Genomic DNA, 22,366 nt, shown 5'->3' with positions numbered 1-22,366 from the left:
ACCCATGACAAATCCTATGAGGACAAAACACAATGCAAATTCAAGGTGCGATCGCGTTAGTGACGGGTGCAAATGGTGGCATTGGGCAATACTACATCCAGGGCTTACAGAAAGCTGGAGCGACTCGCATTTATGCCGGGGCACGCAATCCCGATAGCTTGAAGGATATTGCAGCAACCGATCCCGATCGCATCATTCCTATTCCCCTCGATATTACCGATGAAGCATCGGTTAAGGCAGCAGTTGAGGCGTACTCAGATGTGAATCTCCTGATCAATAATGCCGGAGTAGGGTTCAATCAACGATTGGTTCCAGAGATTAATTTTGACAAAGTGCGATCGGAAATTGAAGTCAATTACCTCGGTATGGTGCGGATGTGTTTGGCATTCGCTCCAATCCTGAAAGCCAATGGAGGAGGGGCGATTGTCAATATGCTCACCATCCTGGCAAAGGTGAATTTTCCGCTAAATGCATCCTATTGTGCCTCCAAAGCAGCGGCTTTACTGGCAACTCAGGGAATTCGAGCTGAGCTTGCCTTACAAAAAACGTTGGTGGTTGGGGTGATGCCTGGAACAGTAGACACGAAGATGAGCAAGGATTTTCCACCCCCCAAAGTTGCGCCGGAAGAGGTGGTGCGGGCAGCCCTTCAGGCGGTTATTGATGAGGTTGAGGAAGTTTATCCAGGAGAACAAGCGCAGGAGATGCAAGCCCAGTTGCTTCAAGACCCCAAAGCGGTTGAAACGTGGATGGCAGGAATTTTAGCCAGTTAATCCGTGGATGGCAAGATTTGCCGTTTCCGAATGTTTGCTGACACGAAAACCATTTGGGATTCGATCGCTGAATAATTGATTTCCTGGCGATATCTCCCCGTTCTATTTGTTCAAATTGCAGAGATTGTGGCGGCATATATTCAACTATCATTTTTGGCGTTGCTTCTGCTGTCAGCGCTGGGAGCGATGCGAAGCAGTTCCCCCTTCGGGGCGATCGCGCGTTATGAATCCCAGCTATCGTTCTGTAAAACAACTCGGTAGCCATCTGGGTCTTCAAAGGTTACGCCTTTGTTATCCCAGTAGGGATTGTAAGATTTAACGGGTTTATATCCAGCAGCATTCATTCGTTCGATTGTTTGTTGCCACTCCAATTGTTCTGGAAGATAGAAGACGATGAGATTATCTTGAGTCGGAGCGCGTCCTACTGAGTGTCCTCGGTGATGGGTAAATTCAAAATGATGGGCTTCTCCGGGCATTCCAACCATAACTCCATCGAAACCGTCATGGTTTTCAAACTGATAAAGAATCTGTAATCCTAGCCCTTCCGTATAGAAACGAACAACTTGATCAAGACGATCGGTTGGACGAGCAACACGCAAAATCTTTCCTTGCAACATCACGCAAATACTTTCTAAATAGATAGCTTTAGAAAAAGGATACGCGATCGCCATTGACTTTGTAAAGATAGTTCTTTACTTTGTAGATAGGTAGAACGCAAACTATGGCAAGAAAAACTCAAACTCAAGAAACGGCTGTGCGAACCCGACGGGCGATCGTACAGCGATTGAAGCAGGAAGGACGTTTAGATGCAGAAACCCTCGCTGTCCAATTAGGGATTACGGCAATGGCGGTGCGGCAGCATCTCTATGCCCTGCAAGATGAACAGTTGGTCACGTTTCAGGAAGAATCGCGTCCAATGGGACGACCTGCCAAGCTGTGGCAGTTGACTGCCGCTGCCGATCGCTTCTTTCCCGATGGGTATGCAGAATTGACATTAAGCTTGCTGAATTCTGTCAAACAAGCGTTTGGTGAAGCAGGGTTAGATCATTTGCTCGAAATTCGCTCCCAACAACAGCTTGAGAGTTACAACCAGCAGATAAAAGGCAAGCGATCGCTCAAGCAACGCTTGAATAAATTGGTTGAAATCCGCACCCATGAAGGTTACATGGCAGAAGTGCAAGCTCAGGCAGATGGGACATTTTTATTGATTGAGAATCATTGCCCCATTTGTGCGGCTGCAACGGCTTGTACAGGACTTTGTGCGAAAGAATTAGAGGTCTTTCAGGCAATATTGGGCGATGATACGCAGATTCAGCGAGTCGAGCATATTATTTTAGGAGAGCGGCGTTGTGCTTACCAAATTAGTCAATAGTAAGAGATTTGACACTACCTATGGCTAATGCTCCTGAGAACTCGATTCATCCAAAGACTCGTGCAGAATGGCGCAGTTGGTTAGCGCAAAACTACACACGTAAAGAAGGAATTTGGCTGATTAGCTACAAAAAGGAAACAGGTAAACTTCGGTTTGATTACGACGAAGCAGTGGAAGAAGCGCTTTGTTTTGGCTGGATTGATAGTAAACCCAACAAATTGGATGATGAGCGATCGCTATTATGGTTTGCGCCTCGTAAACCGCGCACAGGTTGGTCAAAGTTGAACAAGGATCGGGTTGAGCGACTGATTGCACAGGAACTGATGATGCCTGCTGGGTTGGCAAAGGTAGAGGCTGCTAAACAAGATGGCTCATGGAATGCGTTAGATGCGATTGAAGCATTGGAAATTCCACCCGATTTAGAACAGGCGCTTGCTGCTTACCCCCTAGCAACGCAGAACTTTATGGCGTTTCCCAAATCGGTTAAACGCGGAATTTTAGAGTGGATTGCAGCCGCAAAGAAACCAGAAACTCGTGCTAAACGCATTCAGGAGACAGCGCAATTAGCAGATGAAAATATTCGCGCCAATCAATGGCGAAAATGAGAGGGCTACTCTGTTTCCTCAAATAATCGATCGCCCCGATGCAACCGATATGCCATCTGGTAAGTTTGCTCCTGCGATCGCATTGTGGGTGCATGAGCCGCCAGATATCGCGCGGTTGCTACCAGGACAGGGACGCCTTCCGTTGGATCAGCCAGTTGAGAATACAAACGGAATGCCGCTTCCATCGATTGAATCACATGAAAATCTCGATTTTCACGCAGCATCAGTTTTGCCAGCATTGCCATCAAAGCTTTAGGATTACCACCGCTGTAAAGATATTGCGCCACCAATCGTCCGGTTTCATTCACCTGTTGCTGGCGATCGAGCAGGTCAGGCAATTTCTCCAATAAGGCTTCAGGATTAGCAACGGTATCTTTCGCATCGGGTAGGCGAGCGGGTGGTACATTCAAGAATCGGTTCAAATAAACGCTCATAGCGGCATCAAATACACCCCGCAGCAGTTCGATGCTTGGAACTCGACGAATGCCTTGCTGTACGGCGTTAGCAAAGGTAAACGGATGGTGCGCATTGTTCCAATCACCATGATCGTTATTGGTGTGGAATCGAGCGACTCGCAGGGCAGCCGCATAGGTGACGATTTGGGCTAACTGCGCCTCAGTACAACCCGATCGCAACGCATTCAATAAACTGTTGGCGATCGCTTGAGCGTCCTCTCCCAACAACACTGACATAAATTCTGGAGGTTGCACCCACGCTCCTGAATGAGATTTTCCAGCGTCTAGCGCCGCAGGCAATTGCTCGAACGCACCGTCCAGAATTGCGACCAAATCTACGGGATATCGCCATGAACTGGCTTCCTCCATGCGAGTGGCGTTGGCTAATCCTGCCACTAAACTTGCCAGAACAGAGTCAGCCTCTTGCCAATCGATCGCCTCCAACGCCTCCAACGCTTTGTTGATAAAATCTAGCACATGCCCCACATCCAGATAACGGTGATCCGTTGCTGCGGCAAAGAGCATCTCAGCAATCTGAGTCCGACTGATCCCAAGTTCTATAGCTGTAATTAAACATCGTTCTGCTGCCTCGCGATCGCGCTGTTTAATGAACTGGCAAAACCAGGCTTTGAGGGTCGCAAAGTCCAGATTCGTGGTGGGCAGGGGGTGGACTCGGAAATGCGGGGGAGCGTCTGCACTGTCACGAGCAACCGCAGAAAGCCCCTGATACATGGCACGGGGGCGATCGCTCTCATCCAAATACGGCAACAGATTGATCATGCAGGTGAGCATAGTTAACCCGGTATCCCACCCCGTTTTGTTGTAGCGAGTGCCAAAAGACAGCCCAACCTGAAATGACTCCGTTGGTGCAACCCCCAGATTCAGCAACGCAATCACCGATTTTGCAATCACCAGGGAAATTCCTTGTTCCAGGCCATCCTGTAATCGTTGTTGCTGATGGGCTTTGAGGTTGCTCAGTGGGGCAACATCCACCCAAATCTCCCCATTCTGGATCTGCACTGGAAACGATCGCACATCATCTGCCCAGGAATCAAACGTCCCACCGCTTGCCAGGTCAAAGCGGGCATAGTGCCAGGGGCAGGTAACAATTCCATCTTTACAAACACTGCCGTGTAGTGGAAAGCCCATATGTGGACAGCGGTTATCGATCGCATAAACGCGATCGTTGCTGTAGAACAGTGCCACAGGTTGCTGGTTCAACCGTACAAGCAACTGCCCTTTTTCCTGAAGCTCTGCCAGCGTTGCGGCACGAACAAGTGATTGAGGTCGGTCTGAAGTAATTGCCATATTTCTAAAGATAAATCTTTAGAAAGATCCTAAGTGAATCTCTCTAGTTTGTAAAGACTTTTCTTTAGTTTCTTAACGATTACTGTTGAGCAAGCCCTTGTTGTCACGATACTGTTTGGGAGTTGTCTGCAATACTCATCGAAACACAGTTGTCATATGGCTTTCAGCAAGCGATCGCTCCTGATCCTGCAAAAGCTTGCAAACAGATCCGCAGGCGACAGCAAATGTAGAACAAGCGATTCCTTTCCTTCGGAACGCTTCGCGAACGGAGAGCTTCGCCAACGCTGGGGTTGAGGAGTGGTAACCAGGGTGACGAAAATCTTTTAAGCCACAACGCGTCAAGCAATCATGGCAGCGGTTGCACAAGCAACAATGGCTCCTGGCGGTGGAACCCGTTTGGATTACCGTACCATTTCATGTTTAAGGCAACAGCTATTTATAAGGCACTATAGCAATCCTAAATCAGTTGTGAAAGCGCCCCTAAATCAGTTGTGAAAGCGCCCCTAAATCAGTTGTGAAAGCGCCCCTAAATCAGTTGTGAAAGCGCCCCTAAATCAGTTGTGAAAGCGCCCCTAAATCAGTTGTGAAAGCGCCCCTAAATCAGTTGTGAAAGCGCCCGCCCTTCGGGCGGGCGCTTTCACAAGCACGCAACGGCTCTTTCTGTCGGCGAGTCATCGCACTCAGCACCAGGGGATTTTTTTATCTTGCCAGACCCTGCCCAAAATGGTCATATTCATGCCAAGTGACCCACTAGTGTTGCAAACACGAAATTTTGCAACATGGGGGTTTGGGGGCTGCGCCCCCAAGAGGGGGTTTTACCCCCTCTACCCCTTCTAAAACTTTTAAGTTGGTGTACTAGTCATGACTTGGCACCCAGGATGAAAAGAATGCAGCGGCTTAGACTGTCCCATGCTGCTGTCGGGCTAGGTCTAAACTACGAGCCGCCAGACCCGGAGATTGATGATGTAAGTCATGATTCAGGGTAGCGTGTACGACTGTTTTGCCAAACACCCATTCTCCACAGCGAATCCAGCTATTGGGTAGCGACAGCGCAAACGTTCCATAAAGACCCTGATGGTGATGAACACCGCGAAAAAAGACAAAATCAGCAACACCATAAACGAGGCGGAGAGTTACCCAAAACCACCAAAAAGTTATCCCTCCCCACCATGCGATCGCACCTAACAAAACGGCTTTGATTATCAAATCAATCATCAACGATCTGCTCAGTCCGTGGGTTTTAATCCAGCGAATCAGGCTTTGTTCTGGAACTGTTAGCGCATTGAAGAACACCCAGCCGCCGGATCCACGAATATGATAAGCATCGGGATCGGCTTCGCTGGCTGGAGCCCGATGATGCTGCAAATGAATCTCCCTGAGTTGACTATAGCTGAGGGTGAACACCGACAGGGGAACAGGACTCACCCCCAGTAGACCAATAAAGCGATTGATTTGTTGGTCGTTGTAAATGTGCATGAGTTCGTGAATGCTGATGATCCACCGGGGCAAAGCCAGAATGACTATCAACACCAATCCGGCGATCGGTATAATGCCCTGTACAGACAGAACATAGCTGAGCACTAATATTGCCGAGGTCATCCAACACTGACGAACATACCCTAGCGCATCCTGTTCCGTCACCATGTACTCAACAGGGTAATCCACCGAAGGTGATATCGAACGAGTCATAGATAGCAGTCCTAAATCTGGTGGGCAGGATTTGATTCAATGCAAGTACGATCGCTATAGGATTATAAGCAGCGATCTGTTGAAAGCGATATTCTTGTCTTTAAATGTATCGTCAGATGATTCCTGCTCCTACAAATGGTGAGAGCTAATTTCGATGAATTAAGTGAACGATAGTCTGAACCAGTACCTCTGGTTCAATGGGTTTCGAGATATGTTTTTGGAAGCCTGCGGCAAGTACCTGCCGTTGATTGGTATCTCCAGCATACGCCGTTAGAGCGATCGCCGGAATTTGCCCTCCTTGCTCAGGTGCTAACGCCCTCACCTGCTGGATCAGCATATAACCATCCATCTCTGGCATCCCGATATCACTGAGTAAAACATCGGGCCTGGCTTGAGGCAAAACCAGCAGTGCTTCATAGGCAGAATGAGCGACTGTCACCTGTGCCCCTTGCTGTTCTAAGACAAACGCTACCAATTCGCGTGTATCAGTTTCATCGTCTACCACCAAAATTTTGATCCCATTCAAGTCAGGGGACTGTTGGGGCGATCGCTCATCCTGATTTGTTTCTGAAGCTGTAGACATCAGCGGCACCTGAACCGCAAAGGTTGCACCCTGCCCATCACCAGGGCTGGCAACGCTCACTGTGCCTCCATGCAGCTCGACTAGGTGACGTACGATCGCCAATCCTAACCCTAGTCCACCAAATTTACGCGTGGTTGCCCCATCGGCTTGACGGAAGTAGTCAAACACATAGGGTAAAAAGTCAGGCGCAATTCCCTGCCCCGTATCACTCACCGTGATTTGAGCATACAGAGGGGGTGGAGAAGATGAGAAAGGTGGAGACGAGTAAAAACCTCCCCCATCTCCCCTATCTCCCCTATCTCCTCCCTCTCCCTCTGAACTACCCACAACCTCCAGCCGTACATCCACCTGTCCTCCTGGGGCTGTAAATTTCACGGCATTGGAGAGAAGATTCCAGACGACTTGCTGTAATCGAGTGGGATCGCCCGAAACCATAAATTTTGGATTTTGGATTTCAGATTTTGGATGAGAAGGTGAGGATAATCCAGAATCTGAAATCGTCAATCGCAAATCGATTGATTTAGCTTCTGCCGCCAGCCGCACCGTTTCCATTGCCCCTCTAACCATAGCGGCAAGATTCACTGACGTCACGTTAAGGCTCAATTTACCGCGCAGAATCCGCGAGACATCCAGCAGGTCTTCAATTAAGTCCGATTGTAGTTTGGCATTCCGTTCGATTGTGGCTAACGCCTGGGCTGTCTTTGTTTTATCTAGCTTGCCATTCTGGAGTAGCTTTGACCAACCGAGGATGGGATTAAGGGGCGATCGCAATTCATGGGATAGCACTGCTAAAAATTCGTCTTTAATGCGGTTAGCCTGTTCGGCAACCTCTCGTGCGGCTTGTTCGCGTTCTAAAAGCTGTTTCCGTTGGGCGGCATCCTGTCGTTGCTCGATCAAGTCAGCCGCTTGCCGTGCCAGCAAATCGAGAAAGCGCAGTTCGCGATCGCTGGGTCGGTGACGGGTACACCAGTGGGTGGAAACCATGCCAATGGGTTGTCCTGATCGAGACAGGAGCGGGGTGGACTGGGCAGAGAGCAGTCCAGCCTCAACATGCTGTCGCATCGACCCATCAGGGTCTTCGCTAGCTGGCACATCAAAATTCACAAAGGCTCGCTCGCCCGTGGTCAGGGCAATGCCACAGGATGTAGGGCAACTCATGCTCAAGCGATTGAACTGCTTCACCAGGGTTGGGCTGATGCCTTGAGTGGCAAGCAATAACAGGTCTTGGGTTTCATGATTGAAGAACTGGAACGAGCCAGCATCCGCCTGGGTGAGCGCGATCGCCGCCGCTAAGATTTCGTCATAAAGTACCTGAATGTCGGTTTCACTGGTCAGTTGTGTGCCCAGATCCCGCAACAGTTGGGTATCTCTCAGGTCAGCGGCGATCGCAGCTTCGGCTTGTTTGCGATCGTTGATATCACTAAAGAGAATCGCAACTTTACGCTCATGCGGTTCACCCATGCGAAAGGCATAAACATCGTAAAACCGCCCCAATGCCTGAGCTGCGTTTTCAAATCGCTCTGGTATTCCTGTGAGTGCAATTCTGCCGTAAATCTCAAACCAATAGGCTTCCGTCTGCGGCACTAATTCACGCACGGTCTTGCCGACCACGTTGACCAATCCGGTGTGTTTCTCAAAGGCTGGATTGGCTTCCAGGAAACGGTAATCGAACGCGTGTCCAGATTCATCAAACAGAACTTCGATCAGGTAGAATCCTTCGTCAATCGACTCAAATAGCGATCGATACTTCGCTTCCGATGCCCGCAGGGCAGCTTCAGCATGGGCGCGTTCAACGGCTGCCCAGGTGCGTTCAGCCACGTCTTCAGTCAACGCAATCTCTTCGGCTGTCCAATGGCGAGGATGGGCAGAGTGGACTGCCAGGCCTGCCACAAACTCACCCTGTTTCACCAGAGGCACACCGATATAAGCCGCAATCTGGATATCGGCATAGGTCGATTGCTGAGCCGCAGATAAATTGGGATCCGTTGCTACATCCGTTGCCGTAGCAGTATGCCCTCTACGGTAAGTCGCCAGCAATTCCGTGCCAAAGGACTCGATCGGGTAGCCTCCCCGCAGAGACTCGGCTCCATTGACGTAATTCTGTTCCAGAAAATAATCTGCGCCTCGTACCTCAAAGTACGTTACCCGGTTGGCTCCCAACTGTTTGCCCAGTGCCCGGTTAGCCGTTGCCAGAATTTCGATCGGGTCGTTCAACGGACGGAGCGTATCGTTGAGGGTGACAAGGAAAGCATCGCGATCGCCATTACGACGCATCATCTCTTCGGCGCGTTTGATTTCGGAAAGGTCATAGAAGTAACAGACCACCCCATAGCTGCCATCCGGCAACGTGATGCGGTGAAGTTGCCAATCATAAGACTGAATTTCGGCAATATCGGCACGGGGTTCAACGATCGGTGGCGAGTAGTAAGGCTCACCCGTCGCCAGCGTGTGGCGAAAGCGATCGATCGCTTCTGTCGCAAAGGGGTCTTGCCAGATGATTCGTAGAGCCTCGGCGAGATCGCGGCCAAGCAGGGGCTGAATGTTAAAGGCTCTGGCCGCCGTCTGGTTTGCCTGCCGCAAGCGAAACTCGGCATCAACCATATACACGCCAAACGGGGCATCAGCGACCAACGTAGAAAACATCTTCCGACTCTGGCGTAAGGCAATCTCAACCCGCGTTCGTTCCAGCTTTGTCCAAATGCGGTTTGCCAATTCGCGCATTAACTCAATTTCAGTGCTACGCCAGTTGTAGGGCGTTTGATGATAAATCCCGAGGCTAAACTTCCATTCATCGTCTCGAATCAACGGAATATTGATAAATGAACCAATTTTGAGTGGGGCAAATCGTTTTGGATCGGCAATCTGTGGATCTGTCGTGACATCGCGAACAATGATGGGTTGCCCAGCTTTAGCCGTTTGGAGAAATTCGTCGGTGACAAACTCTGCCAGATGATACCCCCCAACCAAACTGGGTACTCCCAGCTGGTGCCAATTGTGATGAATGGCTGCAACCTCTGCACTCTGATTAATTTCGATGAAAGCACAAATGGATATGTGCAGATATTGGTTTAAATGTTCCCCAATCGTTTGAACAATGTCTTCGACACAGGTTGCCTCTGCCAGATGTTGAGTCACTGTTGCAAGAAAGGCAGTACTCAATGCTGCCTGTTTACGCTCGGTGATATCTACCACGATCGCCATTGCCGATTGCGGTTTGCCATCGCGATCGCGGATCACCGACACACTGTTATTCACCCAGACGATCGAGCCATCTTTGCGGATATAGCGCTTCTCGATTTCAAACGGCGTGCCGTCCGTCTGCATCCGATGAAACAGTTGAGTATTACGGGGCAGGTCTTCCGGATAGGTAATATCCTGCATCCGCCGCTGGCTCAGTTCCTCAGCTGAATAGCCCGTGATATCGCAATACTTTTGATTGACCAACGTCAGTTTGCCGTCGAGATCGGTGCAGACGACGCCTGTCACAGCTTGATTAACAATGGCTCGATACCACTCTTCTGACTCCCGCAGTTTTTCTAAGGCTTGTTGGCATTCCTCTTCAATTTGCTTGCGCTCAGTGATATCCCGCGAGATGCACAGCAGTCGTTCAACGTGCCCTTCGATTCCTCGAATGGGGCTGATTTTGATATCCCACCACGTGGGTTTACCATTGGGGGTCGGACAATAGCCCTGAAAGGTGTTAACCTTGCCTCCTCTGGCTTGGGCGATCGCCTCATGTGCCGCTTGCTGATCCGCTCCCTGCCAAAATTCTATCCAGGAAGTGTTGAGGAAAGGCGTTGTATCCTGAACTCCCAACAATATCTGCCCTCCTCGACTCATGAACAGAATTCGCCCGTCCAAATCCAATACTTTAATACAGTCATCGCTGCTATCGAGAATTTGTAGCGCCTGGATGTCCATGGCTAAATCCGGCTGTCGCTCAGGAGAATCTGCGACGTCTGCGGTTGCTGGTTCATAGGCTTTAGCCATGCCCTGAGGCATGTTTTGAGATACACTATCGCCTGACGAAGTAGAGTGGCGGAGATGATCGATCATAAGAGCTCTATCTCACTCTGAACAGTACTTAACCAGCAAGTCTTGACCCACCTCGCCCATCTGATGCAGTGAGTGCTCATAAGTAGCTATATCATGCGCTATAACGAGCGATCGTCCGTCTCAAGGCACAAAGGTTTAATCGGCAGTTCGCTCCGCTGGAGAGAGCCGAGCCATTCAAAGTCCCTCTTTTTATAGCGGTGTGCAAGTTCGTTCAGTGCAGAAACGGTGTTGTGGGGCGCTCCGCGCCCCACAACACCGTACTCAGAAGATTAGGCTTTCACAGCATTAACCAGCCATACCCCTCGACCATCATCCTGGTCTGCTGTTTCAGTGCCGATCGGTAGAGACGTGGGATACCTGCCATATCCTGCGGCAACGTCTTGCGGCTCAACCACGTCTGCAACCCATCCATATCTCGCCAGCAGTTGTTTCGGATTATCGTGACCAAATTGCCAATGCCGTACGACTCTGCCGCGATCGGCTTTTTTCGCTCGCTGCCCAGCCAAAATTGATCCGACTTTGACTCCATCCATACCCAAAACGCTACCACGAACGCTTAATTGAGAGAGGGTCTGGAGTAGCAGATCTACTTCTTTTTCCTTCAAATACATGATTACTCCTTCCAGTAACCACAGGGTTGGCACGGTCGTTTGATAGCCAGCATCGAGGATGGCGGTTGCCCAGTTCACATCTGGTGCAGCCAGATCTCCAGAGACAGGTCGATAGATACACGCTGGGGTAACGTCTTGCAAAACTTGGGCTTTGTACTGCAACACCTCTGGGCAATCCACTTCATATACGGTCGTATCAGGTGCCCATGCTAGCCGATAGGCTCTTGTGTCGAGTCCGGCTCCCAGGATAACCACTTGCTTGTGCTCAGCCAGCGTCGAGTTGAGGAGGTCATCCATAAATTTCGTGCGAACCGCAATGTAGCGAGTTCGTTTGGTCATCACTTGCTCTAACGGAACGGCTTGAGCTTGAGCAACTTTTTCCCAACGAGAAAGTAAAGCATCGACTTCATCACCTGCCAGAGCTGCGGCATAGGGGTCTTGAAACATGGGAGCAGAGTGGAGCTGCTCGATCGCCCGCTTCGCCGCAACAATTCGGGCGGTATATGAAATTGGATCGGAGGACTGAAGCAGAGCGGCTTCCATACAAGTCTTTCGGATGTTAGGACTCATCTGATTGTGCATCACCTATCTTATCGACGCAACCCAGATGCAAGTGCCTCACGGGGGTAGAGAGCCGATGCTCCATCAAGATGAGCCACCCAAAACCGGAGTCAACGATGTACTCGCACTGCCCTCAACGAATCGGAATCGTGATGATGAAGGTTGCTCCCTGGTTGGGCTGGGAAATGCACTGCAAGGTTCCCTGATGTCGCTCTGTCACAATTTGATAGCTAATCGCCAAACCCATCCCAGTTCCTTTGCCGATGGTCTTGGTTGTAAAAAATGGATCAAATAATTGCGATCGCACTTCCGGTGAGATGCCTATGCCATTATCGGTAATAGAAATACTGACGTGTTTGGGGTTGTTACTGAATTGGGTAGAAATCTGAATCTCAGGCTGAGCAGACAGCGTGCCATGCCTCAAACGCTCCTCAATTGCATCGATGGCATTCACCAAAAGATTCATGAAGACCTGGTTCAATTGCCCTGCATAGCATTGCACCAGGGGTAACTGGTCATAGTCCTTGGATATAACTATTTCAGATCGATCCGGCTGGGCTCTCAGTCGATGTTCCAAAATCGTCAACGTACTATCAAGCCCCTCGTGCAGATCCACCTCCTTGTGTTCTGCCTCATCCTTGCGGGCAAACGTACGTAATGAGAGCACAATTTGCTTGATCCGATCTGCTCCTAATTGCATCGAATTCAGCAGTTTTGGTAAATCTCTCTTCAAAAAATCAAACTCGATCGCCTCTAACATTGCTTGCACAGCAGGGATAGGCTGCGAAGAATGAATTTCGTACTGATCAATCAGTTCAAATAAATCTTGAATGTACTGTCGGGCTGGAGTTAGATTGCCATAAATAAAATTGACTGGGTTATTAATCTCATGGGCAACACCTGCCACAAGTTGCCCCAACGATGACATTTTTTCGTTCTGAATCATCCAGGATTGCGTTTGATTCAGTTCTCTCAGGGTGTCTTCCAGTTCTTGCGCTTTGTGACGTAGTTGTGCTTCTACACCTTGTCGCTCCTGGATTTGCTCCTTCAATTGAGCGATCGCTACTTGTAATTCCTGGGTTCGCTGCTCCACTTGAATTTCTAGAGAATTCTTGGCTTGTTTCAAAGCTGCTTCATTCAGATGTCGCTCAATGGCGATACGCGCCAAATAAGTCGCCTTGATCAACAATTCGCGATCGTGGGGGACAGGCTTGTAGGGAAAAGGATGATACATCGCAAAGGTCGCCAAAACTTGCCCATCACACGATAGAATCGGCGTTGACCAGCAAGCATGTAATCCATAGCTCAAAGCCAACTCTCGAAATGCGTCCCATAAGGGATCAAGGCTAATATCTTCGACAATCACCGATGCCACACGGTACGCAGCCGTACCGCAAGAACCAACCTCTGGCCCGATTGCAATGCCATCAATTAAATTGCTATACTCGGTCGGCAAGCTGGGGGCAGCCCCATGTCGTAACCGTTGACCATCTTGATCGACGAGCAAAAATGAACAGTAGGTCGTTTCTAGGGTTTGAGACTCAATTAAACGAGCCAGAGTATCCAAAATTGCGGGTAGTGGTTTTCCCTGAGCAATCAGCTCTAGAACATGATTTTGTCCCTCCATCAGCGCTATCACAGATGAAAAATTTGCTGTTGAAAGTGAAGGTTGAGGATCTAGATGGCTATCGACAAAGGTATTCGTTTGAGCTACGTCGAGAAAGGTCATGCTGGCTTTCAACTGCTAACAGGTCTGGCTATGAATGCTAATTTAGCTTGCAATTGTGAAAACTGCGTGGCAGCATCTTTGAGAGAGCGACGGCGGAGCCGTCGCTCTCTCAAAAAGAATTACAGGGTATTTAATTTGTGATCCCTAGTACATTTGTGTTGGTTGATCGTGTTGTGGACATGACCTGAGCGATCGCCACCTCTGACCGCTCTGATGCAGGGTTTAGCCTGCCGTTGGTGGCAATAAAGGAGAGGAAGCGATAAAAACTCTCCACCGTTCAGGTCGTACTTGGTCTGCACTGTCTGGATCTCTGGCATCGCTCTCCTACAAGATCCAGCAAGGGGACACAGCGGTATAACTCCCCGCCAGTGCATTTTTGCATGGCTCAACAACTGCTAAAACCTCGGAGGTTTAAGTCACGATGTTGGTCATGATGCTTGATTCTTGGTCAAAACCTCCGAGGTTTGCGTAAGTCCTAAACTACCTGTGGTTGCACGGGTTGAAACTTTATCTTCTTTGTGCGGCAGACTGGACATTTCCAATCGTCTAGCAGATCCTCAAATGCTGTTCCTGGAGTAATTCCAGACTTTGGATCGCCTTCTTCCGGATCATAAATGTGACCACAAACTGGACATTTATATGATTCCATACGTACTTCCTGAGTAGTATTAGAAAAGTTTGAAAGATCTATCATTGATTAATTCCGTCACTTGCTTTGATTGCAGAGATTTCTTCAGTTCAGCGGCAGCTTGAACGAAAAGAGAACGGGTGGCTGGAAGTTTCACTCTTCGTCGGGCGTGACCAGGTTCGTCTCATTGGTATCGACGACAAAGACAGCTAGCATCCGCATGGGTTGAGTATCACTGGCATTGGCACTGACCAGATGATGATTGCCGGGTACTTCAAAAAAGTTCTCACCCGCGTGATACACCTGTTCCGGATTGTCATTGATTTTGCTACGCATCGCGCCCTCCAAAACCGTGGCATAGATAAAAGCCGAACCTGGATGGGTGTGAGCGGGCGATGAATCACCGGGCGCATATTCGACTAGCACGCCTTTCATGCTCTTGCCGGGCACATTGGGAAGGGCATGATCAAAGACCAATGTTATCTTGGACTCAGTAGACGTGTCGTCGGCTGAAGCGGCGAAGACAGGAAGTGCTGTGAATACGAAAAGAACTGCGAATATGGAGAGTGCTGCGAATGCAACTCTGGGGAGAAATTTAGTGAACATTTCGGTTCTTCCTTGGCAACTTAAATCACAAAGAATTTCTGGTCATCAGACCGGGAGATGCTAAACGTGGACTGGTATGCCAAGCCCATGTCGTCAGTGCAACACCAATCAAAGCCGGAAGAGTGACAGCGGGAAAGTCCTGCGGAATCGTTGATGGAGCGGAAATGCCGACGGCAACTTCCCACAGATGGAAACTGGCATGGGCGATGAGCCATGATGTTGCCGCAGCCCACAGGTCAAAGCGATGTGCTGGCTGGAACATCCCGATCGCGAAGGCAGCACCGAGAAACATCTGAATCATCCCAATATCGCGGATGAAGTGCTGGTTAAAGGAACCCGTGTGGGTCACACCAGGAACGATGTTATACCATGTCAACGGAGCAACCAGCATAAACAGTCCGTTGCCAAACAGAAATAGAACGTTGAACGCGATCAGGATGGCTCCCACAACCAAAATGGTTCGATCACTTGCAGTTGGTTTCATGATTGATCACCTTGCCATGTTGAGTAGAGGTAAATTAGTCCCGCGTGACTCCCGCCCATCGCTGCGTCGCGACGGGCAGGAAACAATCACTTGAAGAAACATGGGCTGGCTAGGCTGCTTTCGCCTGGCGATCGAGCCACTGATCGAAGTTCGTCGCCCCAATGCGCGGATTGTCGCTGCTAGGGTTAAGGGAGCGATCGTTCAGCTCGATACCGAAATAGCGGGCGTGAATGTCTGTGATGACCTTGCGTGGGTCGTTATTTGCAATCAAGTATTTTTGAACGAGTTGGTCGAGACGGAACTTGTCGGGACCCGCTACTTCGATCATGCCGTTCAGGGGTGCCCCAACTGTGATTTTGGTCAGTCCGGCAGCAACGTCATCCGATGCGATCGGTTGCACCAGGGCAGGGGACAAGTGAACTGTTTGCCCGTCGGTGCTCGATTGGGCGATACCATTGAGGAACTCAAAAAACTGTGTTGCACGCAGGATCGTATAGGGAATCTTGGACTCCTGAATCAGCTTCTCCTGGGCAACCTTTGCCCGCATATAACCACTGTCAGGCAAGCGATCGGCATTCACGACCGACAACGCCACATGATGTCCCACTCCCGCGATCGCTTCTGCGGCAAGCAGATTACGACCGGAGGTTTCAAAGAACTCTAAAACTGCCTTGTCCTCGAACGAAGGCGAGTTCGCCACATCAACGACGACTTGAGCGCCTGTAAGTGCCTCCGCCAGTCCCTCACCTGTAATTGTATTGACCCCTGATCGGGGTGATGCCGCCACAACCTCATGACCAAGCTGACGGAGGTTTTTCACGAGCTTGGTTCCAATCAGTCCGGTGCCACCAATCACGACAATCTTCATACTGAATCTCCTAAATTAGTGAATCCCTTGCAGCAGAACCTTAGCCTGGCGATCGGGTTAGGGTCGCAAGATTGGGTTCTGCTGAAAAAGATATTGTGCAGATTGACCAGCGGTTAGGAGCTAGCAAGTAAGCAAGGCAAATTAAATTGAGGAACGTGTAGGTTGGGTAGAGGTACGAAACCCAACATCCGCATGGGTTACGCTACCGCTAACCCATCCTACGATTCCCCAGCTACTTAGGTTGCTAATTCTTTTCCCTCGCGCCTTTGAACCTGATGTCACTACATTAGAGAAGTTTTTGGGGTTTGTCGTTACCTACAAATTCACCACTTTGAGGTCAATAAGACGAGCCTGAATCCTGACGGATTGGTGAACTTTTTCGTCATCAACTTTGGTTGGACTGGGCTGAATCCCCTGTCTCGCCTAAGTCTTAGGTTTAGTCGTGCTCAAAACAAAAGTTCACCTTAAACTGGAGGTGAATTCAGACTACTACTATTCATGAAGTAATGGAATCAAAGACAATGGATTTAGAAGATGCTTTGCACGTTGCTAATTCCGTCGTCTTTGCCGAGGTCGGTAGACGTCTCAATGAAGTAGAAGCCGCCATTTTGCTCGGTGCCCTGCAAGAACAGACTTACGAGCAAATTGCTGAGGTGTCTGGCTACTCAATCAGCTATATCAAGCGCAATGTCGGTCCCAAACTGTGGAATTTACTGAAGCGCGCCTTGGGGGAACCCGTCAGTAAAACCAATTTTCGAGGGGCGTTAGAGCATCAGTGGCGGCGATCGCTGATTGAGGCAACCCAAACTCAGCCTCTAGCCATTACCCCATCGACAACCCAATTGGAGCCAACCGACTGGGGGAATGCCATTGATACGGCTACCTTCTGTGGGCGCACTGAAGAACTGGTGTGTCTTCAACAGTGGGTAATAGAAGAACAGTGCCGCCTTGTGCTGCTACTGGGCATTGGTGGCATTGGCAAAAGTACCCTGGCCGCCAAACTGGTGCAGCAGATTCAAACCGAGTTCGAGGTGGTGGTGTGGCGATCGCTACAAAATGCTCCACCCTTTGAGGAGTGGCTAGAGACGGTGTTGCCGCTGCTATTGCGGGCACAGGGAGAGGATATCGCTGTACCAAGTAGCCTGGATGGAAAATTGCTGAAGCTAAGATCAGGGTTGCGCCAAAAGCGCTGTTTGCTGATCCTGGATAATGTTGAGACGATCTTGAGTGCCGGACAATCGGCACAGTATCGAACAGGGTATGAAGGCTATGGTCAACTATTTAAAGACCTTGGAGAAATCCCTCATCAAAGTTGCTTGTTGCTCACCAGTCGCGAAAAGCCGAGAGAGATTGTGCCCCTGGAAGGGGCACAGCAAGCCGTCAGAACCTTCCGGTTGAAAGGACTGACCCCAGAAGCCGGACAAGCACTCTTTCGCTATAAAGGGGCATTTGCCGGAACAGAATCAGACTGGGAGCGATTAGTGACCCATTACAGCGGCAACCCCCTGGCGTTAAAGCTGGTAGCAGCGGCAACCCAAGACCTCTTCAGTGGCAGCATTGCTGCAATCTTGGACTATGTGCAGCAGGGCTTAGCCGTCTTTGATGATATTCGTGACTTGCTTCAGAGACAGTTCGATCGCCTGACCGACATTGAGCAGGAAATGCTGTTTTGGCTAGCCATTCATCGGGAACCCTTGTCACTGTTTGAGTTGAGCCAGGATCTGGTCACGAAGGCGTCCAGGCGTAGATTACCAGACGCAATACAGTCATTGTTGCGGCGATGTCTCATAGAGACCGCTCCGCGATGTCTCATAGGGACCGCTTCGCGAACGCTCATCGAAAAAGAGGGGAAGCGTTTTTTTCTTCAGCCCGTTGTGCTGGAGTATGCGACTGATCGATTTGTGCAGTGCATTACTAGGGAAATTGTTAGCCAAACGCCAGAGCGGCTCAAAATTCATGCACTGATTAGAGCACAAGCAAAAGACTACATTCGAGAGATGCAAAAGCGATTGATTATAGAACCGATCGCGGAACAATTGCAGCTTCAGTTTAGCAAGTCACAAACCCTTGAACAGCAGTTGAAAACGCTGTTGGAGCAGCAAAAACAAGCACCTCAGCCAGATTATATGGCTGGCAATCTGCTCAACCTGCTGGTGCATTTGCAAAGCAATTTATGCGGCTGTGACTTTTCGGAGCTAACCGTATGGCAAGCCGACTTGCGGCAGGTCAACCTGGCAGGGGTCAATTTTCGCAACGCTGATTTAGCCACCTCTGTGTTTGCAGAGACCTTAAGTAGCGTTATGTCAGTCAGTTTCAACCCAGAGGGTAGCCTGCTGGCGATCGGCGATTTGGACGGTAAGATTTGCCTGTGGCGTGTCGCTGATGGTCAGCCCGTTTTAACCGTGCAGGGGCATGAGGGCTGGATCTGGGCGATCGCCTTCAGTCCCGATGGCAAAACGCTCGCCAGTTGCAGCCATGACTTTCTGATTCGGTTATGGGACATGCAGAGCCTCGATGGGTTTGAACCATCCAGTCCTGCGAACCTGGCTGAAGCAAGTGATTCCAGCCATTCTCCCGGAAACTGTCTCAACACATTAGGGGGGCATACCCAGCGGGTGTGGACGATCGCGTTTAGCCCAGATGGTCAACTGCTGGCGAGTGGTAGTGATGACCAGACAATTCGGCTCTGGAATGTCCAGGATGGAACCTGCCTGGCAGTGTTGCAGGGGCATACGGGTGGGGTTACGTCAGTTCGCTTTAGCCCCAACGGACAGCTTCTAGCAAGTGCCAGCGAAGACGCTTCGATCCGCTTGTGGAGTGTTGCTGACAAAACCCTCCTCAAAACCTTGCCAGGACATAGCCGTTGGGTGAGGACAGTGCGTTTCAGTCCGGATGGTCAAACGCTTGCCAGCGGCAGTGAAGATTGCACCATTCGACTGTGGAATGTAGAGACGGGTATCTGCTTCAAAACCCTGCAAGGTCATACAGGTTGGGTCACCTCACTCAGCTTTAGCCCCAATGGTCAAACGCTTGCTAGCAGCAGTGAAGATGCTTCAGTGCGGTTATGGAATGTGCAGGATGGAACATGCTTCAAAGTGCTGCAAGGTCACAGCAGTTGCGTTTGGAAAGTTGCCTTTAATCCGGATGGTCGAACCCTCGCGAGCGGCAGTGCCGATCTCTCCACTCGACTGTGGAATGTGCAGGATGGCACCTGCCTTAAAACATTTCATGGACGAACCAATGGGATTTGTTCGGTCAGCTTTAGTCCAGATGGCTCCACACTCGCCAGTGGCAGTTATGATGCCCTCGTGCGGCTCTGGGATATGAAACAGGAAACGTGCTCCAGGGATCTACCAGGACACAAAAGCTGGACTTGGGCAGTGGCATTTCACCCGGATGGTCAACTGATTGCCAGTGCCAGCAACGATCAAACCGTGCGGCTATGGAATGCCCGAAATGGTACCTGTCTCAGAACCTTATATGGGCATACGGGTTGGGTTTTTGCCGTTACCTTCAGCCCGGATGGTCAAATGCTTGCCAGTGCCAGCAATGATCAAACCGTGCGGCTCTGGGATGTGCGAGAGGGTACCTGCCTCAAAACTCTACACGGGCATACAGGCTGGGTTTGGGCGATCGCCTTTAGCCCCGACGGCTCCACCCTTGCAAGTGGCAGCAATGATCACACAGTACGGCTATGGGATGTGCGAAACGGTGACTGCCTGAGAACCCTACATGGACATACATCTTGGGTTTTATCCGTTGCCTTTAGCCCGAATGGTCAGACGTTAGCGACGGGTAGCATGGACGGCTCAGTTCGATTATGGAATGTACAAGACGGCATCTGTTTTGCAACGTTACGCGACCATACCAATGGTGTTCGCTCCGTTACCTTCAGTCCCGATGGTCATACCCTGGCCAGTGGCAGTGACGATCAAACGATTCGACTCTGGGATGTTCAAGATCTCATCTGCCAGAAAGTACTACAAGGACACACGAGCCGGGTCTGCTCTGTTCAATTTAGTCCGCTCGACGTGAGCCTGCCATCCGGTACAGGTCCGCTTTTGGTCAGTGGTAGTCAGGATGAAACCATTAAGCTGTGGAATCCAATAACGGGTGAGTGCCTCAAAACTCTGAGAGCCGATCGCCTCTATGAAGGGATGAATATTCAAGGCGCAACCGGATTGACAGATGCTCAAAAAACCACATTAAAAACATTAGGGGCAGCTGACCACTAAGGATCGTGGATTAAATAAGCTGTAATCCTACCTTCTACCGTAGAAGTAAAGCTGTGCATTACTTTTTAAGACGAAATAGCAGGAACATACTTGAACAATGAACAAGTCAACGTATGAAAAACAAGCAAATTAGCCATAACGGAGTTCAGCTTTTTTCAGAATCCTTTGGCTCTTCGGATGATGCTCCAATTTTGTTGATGATGGGAGCCATGTCTTCTGGTATTTGGTGGTCGGAAGCGTTCTGCTGTCAGTTAGCGGCTGTGGGACGATATGTAATTCGTTACGATCACCGAGATACTGGAAAATCCACCAGCTACGAGCCTGGACAGATCAACTATTCGGTTGAAGATCTGGCGGATGATGCCTTTTGTGTTCTCGATGGCTATAAAATCCAGAGTGTTCATCTGGTTGGGATGTCGCTGGGAGGCTATCTGGCTCAACTCATGGCGCTCAAACAGCCCCAACGGGTCAACAGTCTAACCTTGATTGCTTCAGAACGGCTGGCTGAAGCAGACCCTACTCTGCCTGAGATTGATCCTTCCGTTCTCAATTACCATGCAAAAGCGGGTGAACTGGATTGGATAAACCGCGAAGCAGTGATTGAATATCAGGTTGGGGCATGGCGATTGCTGTCCGGTTCATCCCATGCCTTTGATGAGTCACTGATTTGTGAATTAGCAGGGGCAGACTTCGATCGCACCCCCAACCCCACCACTGCCTTTAACCATGCTCTGCTTGGGGGAGGAGAGCAATGGCTGGGTCGGCTTGACGAAATTGCGGCTCCAACCCTGATCATTCACGGCACAGAAGACCTTGTTTTGCCCTATGCCCATGCTCTGGCATTAAAAGCAGAGATTCCCCATGCTCAATTACTCACCCTGTCTGGAACAGGACACGAACTACACCCCGATGATTGGGCTGTGATCATTGAAGCAATCCAGCAGCACACTGCATCATGAAAACGGTGAGTATGAACGATCGCCACATTGAGTTGATCCATCAGTTATTTTCAGCAGCAGATCAGATCAATTTGCCCTGACACAATCTAGTTGACATACCCAATTGCCTGTTCTGTGAACCCCTCAAATAGTATCGCTTGTGCTCTTCAAGGTGATTTATGATGTATTTACGTTACGACTATTCCTTGTGTGGTTTTGAGTGATTTTGGGTGCTGTTCCGTAATCTTTATTGTTTGAGGTGAATCTCAGCACTAACTCTTCTACATTTAGATTCAACGCATCCATTTCATAAATTTCTTCACCTATTGCCATGCGCAAATTATTAAGTAACTCTTGCTGTTGGCTTTCGAGCGCTGGTTTATTTATGCTAGTTGGCTGCTCAACGCCTAACCAACCTCAGTCAGCTGCCCCAGTCGATGCTTCCCTATCTGTGGCTCCGCCTGCCTCTCAGCCTACTACCACCCCACCTGCTACCGCAGCTTCCCCTGATGCTGCTGCCCCATCTTCATCTCAGTCTGACCCTTGGCAGCAAGCAATAAACAGAGCTACTAGCGCTGCAACTATGGCACAATCGGCTAGCTCTAAAGACGATTGGAGTTTGGTGATTAGCCGCTGGCAACAAGCGATCGCTTTACTGCAAACAGTACCCGCCTCTCATGCCCAACATCATCAGGTGCAAGGCAAAATTGCTGAATATCGTCGCAATTTGGCGATTGCTCAAGATCGAGCAAGAAATCCAGTCGTTGCAGTATCCCCTGAGGTTATTACAGCCTCGGCTAATGAAACTTTGCCAATTATTCCTTTAGGTGAGCTTTTAAGGCAGCATGGATCCATTATGTATGGAACT

Annotated in this window: 16 protein-coding genes and 1 pseudogene; 6 read left to right on the top strand and 11 right to left on the bottom strand. The window is 49.8% G+C overall.

What is annotated here, in order from left to right:
• Nucleotides 1-32: 32 nt before the first annotated feature.
• Entirely contained in the window at nucleotides 33-770 is a 738-nt protein-coding gene (locus ACR6Z4_RS00085; protein ID WP_479715165.1) for an SDR family oxidoreductase, read from the top strand.
• A gap of 221 nt (nucleotides 771-991) precedes the next feature.
• On the opposite strand, the gene ACR6Z4_RS00080 is transcribed toward ACR6Z4_RS00085, so the two are convergent.
• The gene (locus tag ACR6Z4_RS00080) at nucleotides 992-1,387 is read right to left on the bottom strand and encodes a VOC family protein (RefSeq protein ID WP_479715434.1); all 396 of its coding nucleotides are present in this window, start codon (nucleotides 1,385-1,387) and stop codon (nucleotides 992-994) included.
• Between the two features lie 104 nt (nucleotides 1,388-1,491).
• On the opposite strand from ACR6Z4_RS00080, the gene ACR6Z4_RS00075 reads away from it, so the two are divergent.
• Both ACR6Z4_RS00075 and ACR6Z4_RS00070 read left to right on the top strand, forming a co-directional pair.
• Nucleotides 1,492-2,142 carry a helix-turn-helix transcriptional regulator gene (locus ACR6Z4_RS00075; protein ID WP_479715164.1) on the top strand — a complete coding sequence of 217 codons (651 nt, stop codon included), beginning with the start codon at nucleotides 1,492-1,494 and terminating at the stop codon, nucleotides 2,140-2,142.
• 20 nt (nucleotides 2,143-2,162) lie between these two features.
• On the top strand, nucleotides 2,163-2,747 hold the full coding sequence (locus ACR6Z4_RS00070; protein WP_479715163.1) for a YdeI/OmpD-associated family protein: 585 nt from the start codon (nucleotides 2,163-2,165) through the stop codon (nucleotides 2,745-2,747).
• Between the two features lie 5 nt (nucleotides 2,748-2,752).
• Here the strand turns inward: ACR6Z4_RS00070 and ACR6Z4_RS00065 are convergent, their stop codons facing one another.
• The 10 genes from ACR6Z4_RS00065 to ACR6Z4_RS00020 form a co-directional block, all read right to left on the bottom strand.
• Entirely contained in the window at nucleotides 2,753-4,510 is a 1,758-nt protein-coding gene (locus tag ACR6Z4_RS00065) for a Rieske (2Fe-2S) protein (RefSeq protein WP_479715162.1), read from the bottom strand.
• Between the two features lie 897 nt (nucleotides 4,511-5,407).
• Nucleotides 5,408-6,199: a fatty acid desaturase gene (locus ACR6Z4_RS00060; protein ID WP_479715161.1), complete on the bottom strand. Its 792-nt coding sequence runs from the start codon at nucleotides 6,197-6,199 to the stop codon at nucleotides 5,408-5,410.
• A gap of 145 nt (nucleotides 6,200-6,344) precedes the next feature.
• Nucleotides 6,345-10,838, bottom strand: a complete 4,494-nt coding sequence (locus ACR6Z4_RS00055) for a PAS domain S-box protein (RefSeq protein WP_479715160.1) — start codon at nucleotides 10,836-10,838, stop codon at nucleotides 6,345-6,347.
• 269 nt (nucleotides 10,839-11,107) lie between these two features.
• Nucleotides 11,108-12,019, bottom strand: a complete 912-nt coding sequence (locus tag ACR6Z4_RS00050) for an SAM-dependent methyltransferase (protein WP_479715159.1) — start codon at nucleotides 12,017-12,019, stop codon at nucleotides 11,108-11,110.
• A gap of 124 nt (nucleotides 12,020-12,143) precedes the next feature.
• Nucleotides 12,144-13,739 (bottom strand): ATP-binding protein, encoded by a 1,596-nt coding sequence (locus ACR6Z4_RS00045; protein WP_479715158.1) that lies wholly within the window; start codon nucleotides 13,737-13,739, stop codon nucleotides 12,144-12,146.
• 119 nt (nucleotides 13,740-13,858) lie between these two features.
• Entirely contained in the window at nucleotides 13,859-14,056 is a 198-nt protein-coding gene (locus ACR6Z4_RS00040) for a hypothetical protein (RefSeq protein WP_479715157.1), read from the bottom strand.
• A 158-nt stretch (nucleotides 14,057-14,214) separates the two neighbouring features.
• A complete protein-coding gene (locus ACR6Z4_RS00035; protein ID WP_479715156.1) occupies nucleotides 14,215-14,388 on the bottom strand; it encodes a rubredoxin in 174 nt (57 codons plus the stop codon).
• Nucleotides 14,389-14,520: 132 nt separating this feature from the next.
• Nucleotides 14,521-14,973, bottom strand: a complete 453-nt coding sequence (locus ACR6Z4_RS00030) for a cupin domain-containing protein (protein WP_479715155.1) — start codon at nucleotides 14,971-14,973, stop codon at nucleotides 14,521-14,523.
• A gap of 25 nt (nucleotides 14,974-14,998) precedes the next feature.
• Nucleotides 14,999-15,457 (bottom strand): hypothetical protein, encoded by a 459-nt coding sequence (locus tag ACR6Z4_RS00025; protein ID WP_479715154.1) that lies wholly within the window; start codon nucleotides 15,455-15,457, stop codon nucleotides 14,999-15,001.
• Nucleotides 15,458-15,566: 109 nt separating this feature from the next.
• Nucleotides 15,567-16,325 (bottom strand): SDR family oxidoreductase, encoded by a 759-nt coding sequence (locus tag ACR6Z4_RS00020; protein ID WP_479715153.1) that lies wholly within the window; start codon nucleotides 16,323-16,325, stop codon nucleotides 15,567-15,569.
• A gap of 506 nt (nucleotides 16,326-16,831) precedes the next feature.
• On the opposite strand from ACR6Z4_RS00020, the gene ACR6Z4_RS00015 reads away from it, so the two are divergent.
• The 3 genes and pseudogenes from ACR6Z4_RS00015 to ACR6Z4_RS00005 form a co-directional block, all read left to right on the top strand.
• Nucleotides 16,832-20,560 (top strand): WD40 domain-containing protein, encoded by a 3,729-nt coding sequence (locus ACR6Z4_RS00015; protein WP_479715152.1) that lies wholly within the window; start codon nucleotides 16,832-16,834, stop codon nucleotides 20,558-20,560.
• Between the two features lie 113 nt (nucleotides 20,561-20,673).
• The gene (mle, locus tag ACR6Z4_RS00010; protein WP_479715151.1) at nucleotides 20,674-21,519 is read left to right on the top strand and encodes an alpha/beta fold macrolide esterase; all 846 of its coding nucleotides are present in this window, start codon (nucleotides 20,674-20,676) and stop codon (nucleotides 21,517-21,519) included.
• A gap of 364 nt (nucleotides 21,520-21,883) precedes the next feature.
• Nucleotides 21,884-22,366: pseudogene (locus ACR6Z4_RS00005) on the top strand (hypothetical protein); the annotation flags it as partial.

The sequence above is a fragment of the Calyptranema fuscum S582 genome, from assembly GCF_055793305.1.
Note: the sequence above shows the minus strand (reverse complement) of the source record. Positions and strands in the feature narration are given on the sequence as shown.

What these genes read in the sequence shown, in the direction of transcription:
- ACR6Z4_RS00015 (WP_479715152.1), top strand. Translation starts at nt 16,832, where the DNA reads ATGGAATCAAAGACAATGGATTTAGAAGATGCTTTGCACGTTGCTAAT.
- ACR6Z4_RS00030 (WP_479715155.1), bottom strand. Translation starts at nt 14,973, where the DNA reads ATGTTCACTAAATTTCTCCCCAGAGTTGCATTCGCAGCACTCTCCATA.
- ACR6Z4_RS00065 (WP_479715162.1), bottom strand. Translation starts at nt 4,510, where the DNA reads ATGGCAATTACTTCAGACCGACCTCAATCACTTGTTCGTGCCGCAACG.
- ACR6Z4_RS00070 (WP_479715163.1), top strand. Translation starts at nt 2,163, where the DNA reads ATGGCTAATGCTCCTGAGAACTCGATTCATCCAAAGACTCGTGCAGAA.
- ACR6Z4_RS00040 (WP_479715157.1), bottom strand. Translation starts at nt 14,056, where the DNA reads ATGCCAGAGATCCAGACAGTGCAGACCAAGTACGACCTGAACGGTGGA.
- ACR6Z4_RS00035 (WP_479715156.1), bottom strand. Translation starts at nt 14,388, where the DNA reads ATGGAATCATATAAATGTCCAGTTTGTGGTCACATTTATGATCCGGAA.
- ACR6Z4_RS00080 (WP_479715434.1), bottom strand. Translation starts at nt 1,387, where the DNA reads ATGTTGCAAGGAAAGATTTTGCGTGTTGCTCGTCCAACCGATCGTCTT.
- ACR6Z4_RS00075 (WP_479715164.1), top strand. Translation starts at nt 1,492, where the DNA reads ATGGCAAGAAAAACTCAAACTCAAGAAACGGCTGTGCGAACCCGACGG.
- ACR6Z4_RS00020 (WP_479715153.1), bottom strand. Translation starts at nt 16,325, where the DNA reads ATGAAGATTGTCGTGATTGGTGGCACCGGACTGATTGGAACCAAGCTC.
- ACR6Z4_RS00045 (WP_479715158.1), bottom strand. Translation starts at nt 13,739, where the DNA reads ATGACCTTTCTCGACGTAGCTCAAACGAATACCTTTGTCGATAGCCAT.
- ACR6Z4_RS00050 (WP_479715159.1), bottom strand. Translation starts at nt 12,019, where the DNA reads ATGAGTCCTAACATCCGAAAGACTTGTATGGAAGCCGCTCTGCTTCAG.
- ACR6Z4_RS00060 (WP_479715161.1), bottom strand. Translation starts at nt 6,199, where the DNA reads ATGACTCGTTCGATATCACCTTCGGTGGATTACCCTGTTGAGTACATG.
- ACR6Z4_RS00055 (WP_479715160.1), bottom strand. Translation starts at nt 10,838, where the DNA reads ATGATCGATCATCTCCGCCACTCTACTTCGTCAGGCGATAGTGTATCT.
- mle (WP_479715151.1), top strand. Translation starts at nt 20,674, where the DNA reads ATGAAAAACAAGCAAATTAGCCATAACGGAGTTCAGCTTTTTTCAGAA.
- ACR6Z4_RS00025 (WP_479715154.1), bottom strand. Translation starts at nt 15,457, where the DNA reads ATGAAACCAACTGCAAGTGATCGAACCATTTTGGTTGTGGGAGCCATC.
- ACR6Z4_RS00085 (WP_479715165.1), top strand. Translation starts at nt 33, where the DNA reads ATGCAAATTCAAGGTGCGATCGCGTTAGTGACGGGTGCAAATGGTGGC.